Genomic DNA, 1783 nt, shown 5'->3' with positions numbered 1-1783 from the left:
GCCTGGGGGCCGGAGCGCTGGCCGGCCGCAGCCGCAGCCGGGTGCCGGATTCCACCAGGTTGGGGTCGCTGATGCGGTTGATGGCAATCAGCTGCCTCAGGGGGACGCCGTAGGCGTCGGCGATCTGGGAGAGGCTCTCGCCACTGCGGACCACGTGCTCGGAAGCCTTGCGGTTGACCCCGGAGGCCGGCGCGGCGCTGCGGGAGGAGGCGGGCACCACCAGCCTCTGACCGGCTTCGATGTGGTCCGCCTTGCTGAGGCCGTTCAGCTGCATCAGCCGGCTGACGGTGATGCCGTGGCGTTCGGCGATCTCGGAGAGGGTTTCCCCGGGGGCCACGGTGAGGCTGCCGCCGGAGGCCCGGGGTCGGGCCGCTCCACCCGGCAACGTCAGGGTCCGGCCGGCTTCGACCAGATCGGGATCGCTGATCCCGTTGATCTTCATCAGGGTGGACACGCTCACCCGGTGGCGCGCGGCGATGTCGGAGAGGGTCTCACCGGGCTTGACGGTCACCTGGGCAGCCAGAACCGGCAACGGCAACACCATGGCTAGAGCCAGGGCGATGAGAGGGCGGCGCATGGGCACTAGGGATAGCTGATGGCACGTTAAGGGTCGCGTCCAGGCCCGCCCAGCCCCCCCTCCGCCCATCAGCTCAGCCCATCAGCTCAGCCCATCAGACGGCGGACCAGGCTGAGCTTGCCGGCGTAGGGGGGGAAGCGGATCGGGGGATCGGGCCGCAGCGACCGGTTGATCACGCTGCGCCGGTGGGAGAAGGTGTGGAAGCCGGCTTCCCCGTGGTAGGCCCCCATGCCGCTGGGGCCGATGCCGCCGAAGGGCAGGTTGGCCATGGCCCCCTGGATCACCGTGTCGTTGACCACCAGGCTGCCCGAACCGCTGCCCGCCAGCACCCGTTCCCGCTCCGCGGTGCCGCCGCCGAACAGATAGAGGGCCAGGGGTTTCGGCTGCCGCCGCACCAGCGTCAGGGCCTCCTCCAGATCCGCCACCGTCAGCAGGGGCAGGATCGGGGCGAACAGCTCCTCCTCCAGCAGCGGATCGTCGTCGGCATCGTCGACCGCCACCACGGTGGGCTCGATCCTCCGTGCGGCTTCGTCCCAGCGTCCGCCCAGCAGCACCTGGCTGCTGGCCCCGGCCCGGGCCAGCAGCCCCTGGAGCCGCTCGAAGCGCGCCGCTCCCACAAGGCGCCCCAGGTCGGGGCTGGCCAGGGGATCCTGGCCGTACAGGGTCCGGGCCTGTTCACGGAACGCCGCCACCAGGGCCTCCCTCACCCCGGCCGCCACCAGGACATGGTTGGGGGCCAGACAGGTCTGGCCGGCGTTGAGGCAACGCCCCCACAGCAATCGCCGCGCCGTGATGGTCGGATCCGCATCGGCCAGCACGATCGCCGGGTTGCGGCCCCCCAGCTCCAGCGTTACGGGGGTGAGATGGCGGGCGGCGGCGGCCATCACCAGCCGTCCCACCCGCTCGCCGCCTGTGTAGAGGATGTGGTCGAAGCGCTCCCGCTCCAGCAGCCCGGCGGCCACGGCCCCGCCGCCGCCCACCACCTGGACCACCGTGGGGTCGAAGTGGCGGACCAGCAGCTCGGCCAGCAGGGCCGCGGAGGCGGGGCTCAGCTCCGACGGCTTGACCACGGCCGTGTTGCCGGCGGCCAGGGCATGCAGCAGGGGGTGCAGGCAGAGCTCGAAGGGGTAGTTCCAGGCGCCGATGATCAGCACGCAGCCCAGGGGCTCGCAGTGCACGGCCCCGTGGCCCGGCCAGGCCCACAGG

2 protein-coding genes are annotated in these 1783 nt (G+C 72.2%); both read right to left on the bottom strand.

Features of this window, described 5'->3' with window-relative positions:
* On the bottom strand, window positions 1-577 hold a 577-nt coding region (locus VB737_RS16590), incomplete at its 3' end, for a LysM peptidoglycan-binding domain-containing protein (protein WP_500314585.1).
* Between the two features lie 86 nt (window positions 578-663).
* Window positions 664-1783, bottom strand: a 1120-nt coding sequence (locus tag VB737_RS16585; RefSeq protein ID WP_500314584.1) for an aldehyde dehydrogenase family protein, incomplete at its 5' end; no start/stop codon positions are given.

This window comes from Synechococcus sp. BA-120 BA3 (assembly GCF_034931285.1).
Taxonomy (GTDB): Bacteria; Cyanobacteriota; Cyanobacteriia; order PCC-6307; family Cyanobiaceae; genus Cyanobium.
This window is presented reverse-complemented; position numbering and strand designations above follow the sequence as displayed.